At 39.1% G+C, this 8,413-nt stretch carries 6 protein-coding genes and 1 pseudogene; 2 read left to right on the forward strand and 5 right to left on the reverse strand.

Annotated features, from left to right (window positions below; translation table 11 throughout):
* Positions 1 to 102 precede the first annotated feature (102 nt).
* The 5 genes from BMZ99_RS25080 to BMZ99_RS25100 all read right to left on the reverse strand — a co-directional run bounded on the left by BMZ99_RS25080 (position 103) and on the right by BMZ99_RS25100 (position 6,960).
* Positions 103 to 1,257 carry an iron-containing alcohol dehydrogenase gene (locus BMZ99_RS25080; protein ID WP_090944548.1) on the reverse strand — a complete coding sequence of 385 codons (1,155 nt, stop codon included), beginning with the start codon at positions 1,255 to 1,257 and terminating at the stop codon, positions 103 to 105.
* A 184-nt stretch (positions 1,258 to 1,441) separates the two neighbouring features.
* Positions 1,442 to 3,022: an acyl CoA:acetate/3-ketoacid CoA transferase gene (locus BMZ99_RS25085; RefSeq protein WP_090944551.1), complete on the reverse strand. Its 1,581-nt coding sequence runs from the start codon at positions 3,020 to 3,022 to the stop codon at positions 1,442 to 1,444.
* 45 nt (positions 3,023 to 3,067) lie between these two features.
* Positions 3,068 to 4,474, reverse strand: coding sequence for an aldehyde dehydrogenase family protein (locus BMZ99_RS25090; protein ID WP_090944554.1), 1,407 nt, complete (start codon positions 4,472 to 4,474; stop codon positions 3,068 to 3,070).
* 92 nt (positions 4,475 to 4,566) lie between these two features.
* Entirely contained in the window at positions 4,567 to 5,412 is an 846-nt protein-coding gene (locus BMZ99_RS25095) for a class II fructose-bisphosphate aldolase (RefSeq protein ID WP_090944558.1), read from the reverse strand.
* Positions 5,413 to 5,442: 30 nt separating this feature from the next.
* Complete coding sequence (locus tag BMZ99_RS25100; protein ID WP_090944560.1) at positions 5,443 to 6,960, reverse strand: CoA-acylating methylmalonate-semialdehyde dehydrogenase; 1,518 nt, start codon at positions 6,958 to 6,960, stop codon at positions 5,443 to 5,445.
* A 380-nt stretch (positions 6,961 to 7,340) separates the two neighbouring features.
* On the opposite strand from BMZ99_RS25100, the gene BMZ99_RS25105 reads away from it, so the two are divergent.
* Together BMZ99_RS25105 and BMZ99_RS26105 are read left to right on the forward strand one after the other, a co-directional pair.
* A complete protein-coding gene (locus BMZ99_RS25105; RefSeq protein ID WP_090944563.1) occupies positions 7,341 to 8,096 on the forward strand; it encodes a DeoR/GlpR family DNA-binding transcription regulator in 756 nt (251 codons plus the stop codon).
* A gap of 126 nt (positions 8,097 to 8,222) precedes the next feature.
* Positions 8,223 to 8,413, forward strand: a pseudogene (locus BMZ99_RS26105) (IS5/IS1182 family transposase); the annotation flags it as partial.

Consider the following 8,413-nt stretch of genomic DNA (forward strand, 5'->3'; position numbering starts at 1 on the left):
TGTCAAATTTTCGGCTGTTATCAAATTCAAGTTGTTTCATTGTATCCTCCTTTTTTTGCTTTGTATTTGATCTAATTTATTTACTATGTATCTTTTATTAATTTACTTCCATAACGCTTTGTAAATATTGATGATGTCTTCTTTTCCAACATTTCGTATTGTATTTTGCGGGCTGCCGCTCTTTAAAGCATCTTCCGCCATCTTATCTAACTGATCAAAGTATTTCTTCTTATCTACGCCAAATTGTTCCGGCGTGCTGACCTGCAGTTGTGCACATAATTTTTCTACTTCTGTTATAAAGGCTTGCCCGCCTTGCAAGTCACTCATATTATTTTCATAAATTCCCGTTGCTTTTGCTAAATCACAAAACCGTTCCGGACTTCCAGCCAAAGCAAATTTTAAACATTCAGAAAGAAGCATTGCATTGGATAAACCGTGAGGCACATGAAAAATTGCTCCTATGGGTCTACTCATTCCATGGACAATTGTTACAGAAGAGTTATTAAAAGCAATGCCGGCTTCAAGTGCTGCTACGGACATTTCTTTCCTTGCATCGATGTCCTTGCCATTTTTATAGGCTTTCAACAGATTTTTAAAAACCCTTTTAACTGCTGATACTGCAAACGTATCTGACATCGGCTGGGATTTCTGAGATGTATAGGCTTCTATAGCATGAGTTAAAGCATCAATGCCAGTGGCTGCCGTAACGTTAGGCGGTGAAGTAAGGGTTAATTCTGGATCGACAATCGCTATTGCAGGTAATAAGGGTGCTCCTTTTAGCAGCATTTTCACCTCTGTTTGTGTATCTGATATGATGGTAAATTGAGTCGCTTCTGAACCAGTTCCAGCCGTTGTTGGAATAGCAATTAGCGCAGGCGGCAGAGTAGCGATTTCTTTTCCCATATAGTCGGCTAATGTTCCTGGATTTGTCAGCATGGCACCAATTGCTTTCATTGTATCAATCGGACTGCCTCCGCCTATAGCGATCAGAAAATCACATTTCGTTTCTTTATACGTTTTAACCCCTTGATAAACCATTTGATCCGTAGGTTCACTATTAATTTCTGCAAACAATTCATATCCGATCTCTTGTTTATCTAATACGTTGACTAATTTTTGAACATTTCCAATGGTCACCATCATGTTGTCCGTAACGATAAACGCTTTATTTCCACATTTTTTTAAATAAGAACCAGATTTCTCTAATGCATCATTCCCAGAAATAATGGTTCTTGGAATTAAAAATACGTTCGACACAATCATCATCCTTTTTCTTACATATACATCTTTTTGTATGTATTGGTCATATTTTGGTTATATTAATATTTTTATTATTATTTTATAGTTACATTCTAGTATATTCAAAGAGCAATTGCAATATTAAGTATCACTTTTTTCAAATATTTTAACATTGCAAATTTTCAGGAATTAATACTTATAATTAAGAACATATTTGATCTCTTTTGTTTAAGATCTTACCAAGTCCCATCTTTTCTTCTCTAAATATGCGAAGATCCATTGTTTTAAGATCTCGGTCTATAATCGGCTCAAAATCCATATGCGCTAATATATCTTTCTCAAGATCGATCCCCGGAGCAATTTCAATTAAAACCATGCCACCAGGCGTTAGGCGAAACACAGCCCTTTCAGTGATGTAGAGAATCTGCTGCTTGTTTTCCCTAGCATATTTGCCACTAAAAGTAATTTGTTCAACATGATCCAGGAACTTCTTATTACGCCCTTCTGTAATGATATGTAATTTCCCATCTGCTACTTCAACCTTTAATCCTCCTGCCATAAAGGTACCAAGAAAGATCACTTCTTTAGTGTTTTGCGTAATGTTAATAAATCCGCCACAACCAGCAACACAGCCTTTAAATTTACTTACATTAATATTGCCATGCTTATCGGTTTCTGCTAACCCCAGAAACGCTAGATCCAAGCCACCACCATCATAGAAGTCAAATTGATAAGGCTGATCCAATATCGCTTCCGGATTACTGGAGGCTCCAAAGTTTAGATTGCCTGCGGGGATCCCACCTACAGGACCTGCTTCAACGGTAAGAGTCATCATATCTCCCAGCCCTTCTTCATTTGCCACGATGGCAACCCCTTCAGGAACACCAATACCAAGGTTAACAATTGCATTCGGAATTAATTCCATCGCAGCGCGACGGGCAATTACTTTTCGTTCGTCTAGTGGCATTGTACAGTTATCTGACAACATTGATACATTCATTTCCCCTGAATAAGCAGGATTATAGATTTCTGAAAATGTCTGCTTATGATTTGCCTGCTCTGCTACTACAATATAGTCGACCACAATTCCTGGAACTTTTACATTCATGGGATGCAGGCTGCCAGACTTAACGATACGCTCTACCTGTACAATGACAATTCCTCCAGAGTTTCTGGCAGCTTGGGCAATCGATAAAAGCTCTAGGGAAACACACTCCTTCTCAATAGAAATATTTCCGTTTTCATCGGCCGTAGTGCCGCGAATAAATGCAACATCGATTGGAAAGGGTTTATACCACAGCCATTCCTCATTGCCTAACTCAATCACCTCTACAAGATCTTGTGTGGTCTTCTTGTTAATTTTTCCGCCTTCAATCCTTGGATCTACAAAGGTATTCAAGCCCACTTTTGTAATAACACCCGGTTTCTTACCGGCTACATTACGAAACCACTGAGTAAGCGTCCCCTGCGGAAAGTTATAAGCCTCTATTTTTTCATCAACGGCCAATTGGCTAAGTTTGGGAGCGGTTTTAAAATGTCCGCCCACTACTCTTTTTACCATCTTTTCGTGACCAAAGTGGTTGGCTCCGCAATCCTTTCCATCCCCTTGCCCAGCACAGTAAACAAGTGTTAAATTACATGGTCTGCCGTCTCTTAGAAATCGTTCTTCCAACGCAGTCGTTAGTGCCTCTGGATTTGCACTGCCAACAAAACCACTCGTAGCAATCGTAGCAGCATCTTCAATAAGATTAGCCGCTTGTGCCGAAGTAATCATTTTGATCATAATACACCCCTTTTCCTAGCAATTCTACACCAAACAAAGCAACAGCTAATTTTTATTATTAAGCATGATTTCACCAAATAGTTCTTCATCCGTTGGCATAGTATGCTCGATTGGGGACGAAACCCATGTGATATTCAGCAGATCTTTCCACGTAATATTGCTGGACGAGGCATTTCCGCCCCAAGTTCCGCAGCCTAAGGTCAACGTCATTGGCATACCATTCGTCCATGCGCCGCTGTTAGCCAGACATTGAGGCTGTCGAACCATAATCCTGCTGGTCTTTGTCGCTAGTGCCAGCTGCTTGATATGCTCTTCATTAAAAGAATGAATTCCGCACGAATGTCCTCTCCCGTGGTAGTTGGTAATCTCATTTACATGATCGATTGCTTCTTGGAAGCGATCATATTGAAACAAAGCCACTACCACTGATAGCTTTTCACCAGAAAAAGGAGAATTTGGACCAATTTGGTTTTCTTCCACCATGATAAATTTACAATTCTTTGGTATGTTTATTCCGGCTACACTAGCAATTGTCTGTACTGGCTGAGCAATAATTTTAGCATTTAAATGATGATCCACCCACATGGCTTGCTGCAGCTTTGTTTTTTGTTCCGGACTAAGCAAATACCCTCCTTCGCCTTTAAGGCATGCTACAAATTCGGCATAAATCTTTTTCTGAATAACCAGCGAATTTTCAGTAGAGCAGCTCGTAGCAAAATCAAACGTTTTACTGCGCATCACTTTATTTGCAGCATCTTTCAAATCGGCAGTTTCATCTACTACAACAACTGAATTTCCTTGTCCAACGCCATAAGCCGGAGTTCCCGATGAATAAGCTGATTTTACTAATGCTCCACCGCCGGTTGCAACAACTAGATCACATTGTTTCATTAATTCATTTGTTGATTCAAGAGTCGGTTCTTCAATGCCAATAATTAAATCCTCTGGAGCATTGTATTGTTTCAGTGTAGTTCGCATGATATTTACAATATGGGTATTCGTTTTTTTCGTCCGGGGATGGGGAGCAAGGATGATTGCATTCCTTGTCTTAATTGCCATAATGGCTTTAATTACAGGCGTAGCTTCCGGATTGGTACATGGCAGGATTCCTGCGACGATTCCTACGGGTTTGGCAACCTTAAAAAGCCCCTTTCCTTCATCTACTTCTATAATGCCAGCGGATTTTTTCCCCTTCATATCTCGGAGGGTGCCTTTGCATTTCGTCATTAATTTGGCATATTTAGACTCATAATTACCCATTCTTGATTCATCAACAGCCATTTGAGAAATCTCTTGCGCTGGTCCATCTTTTACAATATTCCATACAATAGCAGTAACCAGTTCATCTACCTTTTCTTGGCTGTAACCACTGGCGACATTTTGAGCTTGACGTGCTCTTACAATTAAACTAGTAATATAATCCTCTGTATTTAAATGTACCGGCTTATTCATACGAGTTCTCCTTACTTTGTAATTTTATAAACTCACTACAAATACTTTCACAAATACCTTTGAAGGAATACCTTTACTTAAGATAAGGATTTTTATGCTTTATTTTGGCTGCCGAAAATTAAAATATGGTTTCTAACATTTTCATATGTCGCGTCAAGCACAGTATCAAGATACTGAAAGAACGTAATATCTTTCGACCCCTTAGACAATTGATTAACTTTTTGAGCAACATTTTCGAAAGATGCTGTAGCTATATTCACTTTTTTGATTTTATGCTGTATGCAATTTTTAAAATCATCAGGAGTAAGTCCAGAACCACCGTGTAAGACCAAAGGACAATCAATAGCCTGAGCAATTTCCTCTAACCGTTTAAACTGCAATTTAGGCTGTTCTTTGTAATGTCCATGGGCTGTTCCGATTGCTACCGCCAAAGCATCAACTTGCGTTTCTTCATAAAATGTTTTGGCTTCAGCAACAGAAGTGATCATCACTTCTACATTTTCATAATCCCCTTCACTGCCGCCAACTTTACCGATTTCCGCTTCCACAGAGGCACCATATTCGGCAGCCATTCTCTTTACTTTATTTGTCATTACAATATTCTGTTCTAAAGAATAAGCGGATCCATCAAACATTACCGAACTAAATCCTAGCTGCAGTGCCTGGTCAATGACGTTCATACTAGCACCATGATCCAGATGCACAACAATAGGAATAGCAGCTTTCTTAGCCGCCTCAACCATCATAGGACCAATAAGGTGCAATGGAGAATACCGCATCCGCCCTTCTGCAACTTGCAGAATAATGGGAGAATTTAATTCCTCCCCTGCTTTTATAGCTCCCATAACCATTTCCATATTTGCTACATTAAAAGCTCCAATTCCATATGTCCCCTTACCAATCTTTTTCAATGCATTTTCTAATGTAACTAAAGACATTATTTTCCTCCTTTCAAATTCAGCTATTTTTTACTTACGAGTCATAGTACCTTCCCAGGTGTCTACTTTGGTGTGTTTTTTATCTTCTTCATTAAACCACCGGCTAGTCACACATTTAGCTTCCGTGAAAAAAGCAACCCCATCCTTGCCCATACAATGCAAATCACCAAAAAACGATTTCTTATGTCCTGCAAAGGGGAATACAGAAAGAGGAACAGGAATACCTACATTAATTCCAACCATGCCGCCATGGGTTTTTGCTGCAAATTCTCTTGCATAATAGCCACTCTGGGTAAAAATGCAAGAACCGTTGGCAAATGGATTTGCATTCATTACAGCAAGACCTTCTTCAAAATTCTTTACGCGTTTAATACATACAACAGGCCCAAAAATTTCAACATCGCCAATCGTCATTCCTGGTTTTACATGGTCAAAAATAGTTGGTGCCAGAAAGAAACCATCTTCATAGCCTTTAACAACAATATCTCTGCCATCTAAGATCAGTTTGGCCCCTTCTTGAACGCCTTTATGAATCCAATTTACAATACTTTGTTTTTGTTCGGCTGATACAACAGGTCCTAAATCATAGGAAGGATCATAAGCCGGGCCTACTTTAAGCTCTTTAGCAAGCCTTACCAGATGAGCGACGAATTCATCAGCCACTTCGTCTTCTACACAAACCACTGGAAGAGCCATACAACGCTGTCCTGCGCAGCCAAAACCTGAGTTAATTACTCTTGTAGCTGCCATTTCTAAAGCAGCATCTTTAAGAACTAAAGCATGATTTTTCGCTTCACATAAAGCTTGGACTCGCTTGCCATGAGCTGCCGCAGTGGAATAAATATGAAGGCCTACTGAAGTGGAACCAACATAGCAAATGCCTGCAACATCCGGATGTTTCAGCAGCGTTTCCGCTTCTTTTCGACTGCAAGTAACCAAGTTGACAACACCCTTAGGCAGTCCCGCCTCAATTAACAACTCCAGCATTCTTACAGCGGTTTGAGGAACATGGCTGGCGGCTTTCAGTACAAAAGTGTTACCTGTAGCGATGCAGAGAGGAATCATCCAGCCAAAGGGAATCATCGCAGGGAAGTTATAAGGTACAATACCAGCAAATACACCTACAGGTTCTCTATACATAACCGTGTCATGACCATGAGAGACATTCATTAATGAATCACCTTGCATCATCACAGGAGTAGAACATGACAACTCTACCACTTCAATAGCCTTCAAAACATCGCCGCGAGCTTCATTGAGATTTTTGCCTAACTCTGTAGCTACCAACAAGGCTAGCTCCTCCAGGTGGGCATCTAAAATGACTTTATACTTAAACATAAGTTGAGCTCTTGCTGATACAGGCGTCGAAGACCAAGCAGAAAATGCATTTTTCGCTGCGCTAACTGCTTGGTTGACTTCGTCAACGGTGCAGCATGGCGCCTCCGCAATCACTTTTCCTGTATTCGAATCCGTAATTGGCATATAGGTAGTTGTTGCCGACTCTTTCCATTCTCCATTTACGCTATACTTTAATTTTGCTATTGTCATAAAAAACATTCTCCTTTTATATTCAATCGCTGTTTCATACTTCTTGTGCAACCCGTCTGGTCTTTCTGTCGAATCATTAAATCTTTACATCATTGGCTACTATTATTCCTAACCACCTCTCTACACCACCGTAATTTGATGATATTTTAGTTTCATTTTGTCGCTTGTTGTTTTTAGTTTGGTATATTATTATTATATTTTGGTTATATTATAGTATATTCTATTACTTTAATGCAAGATTTAATTTTTTAAGAAAATTCCGTTACATATCTGATCATATTATGGTATTATGGTAATATTATTATGGTTATGTTTGGCTTCAAGGAGACTAATACGGGATATGAGCCAATTGAATAAATAATGTGAAATGGAGTTTTAATATGAAAGAAGATAGAATCAGCGAGCTTCAAAACTATATTCTTGAAAAAGAACGAGCATCTATCGAAGAGCTTTGTAGTGTGTTCAATGTTTCCAAGAACACAATGAGAAGAGATATTAATCAATTGGAGTCGCAAGGCAAAATTAAAAAAGTATATGGCGGTATTATTTTAACAGATAAAAAAACGACTGAGCCTTTTGAATCCAGAGAAGTCAAAAACAAAGATGCCAAATTAATTATCGCAAAGCTTGCTAGTACATTAATTGAAGATGGAGATATCATTTATATTGACTCTGGGACAACCACAATGCACATGATACCCTATTTGTCGGACGTTAAGAACTTAACCATTATCACCAATAATTTGCATGTCATATTAAAAGCTCTTCCTTATCAAAACTTAAATGTGATTTCTACAGGAGGAACACTATTTAGACGAACCAATTCTTTTGTTGATTCAGGAGCCGTAAGCTCCTTGAAAAAATACAATATCTCTAAAGCCTTTTTAGCCACCACCGGAATCTCAATTGCAAAGGGGATCACAAACTCCTCATCTCTGGAGTATGATATAAAAAGATATATCGTAGAGCATTGCGATAAAAGAATACTATTGGCAGATGATACGAAGCTCGGTAAAGTATCATTGATAACGTATTACGACTTAAAGGATATACAAGTATTTGTAACGAATCAAAAACCAGATACTGAATATACGGACTTTTTTAGGAGTAACCATATTACATTGATGGCTCCTTAGGAACTAAATTGCGTGTAATGGATAAAAAAATAAAGAAGGGGCTGTCGCACTAGCCCTAAAAAACAAAAATGGCAACCGGCAGTAGCCGGGAGCCATTTTTTTGTGTAAAATCAAGTTTGTTGGAACATGAAAATACAAGCAAATTATATAACAGACACAAATATATATCAACTAGTCTTGCCGATGGACATCGGCGAGATGATCCCAGAAGATGACTCGGTACGGTTACTCAGCGCAGTGTTAGAAAGGCTGGATTATAGCAAACTGTACACTACGTACTCCCGAATGGGGAGAATCGAGAGATCACCGAAGCGTCT

The sequence above is a fragment of the Pelosinus propionicus DSM 13327 genome (genome assembly GCF_900114615.1).
Lineage (GTDB): Bacteria > Bacillota > Negativicutes > DSM-13327 > DSM-13327 > Pelosinus > Pelosinus propionicus.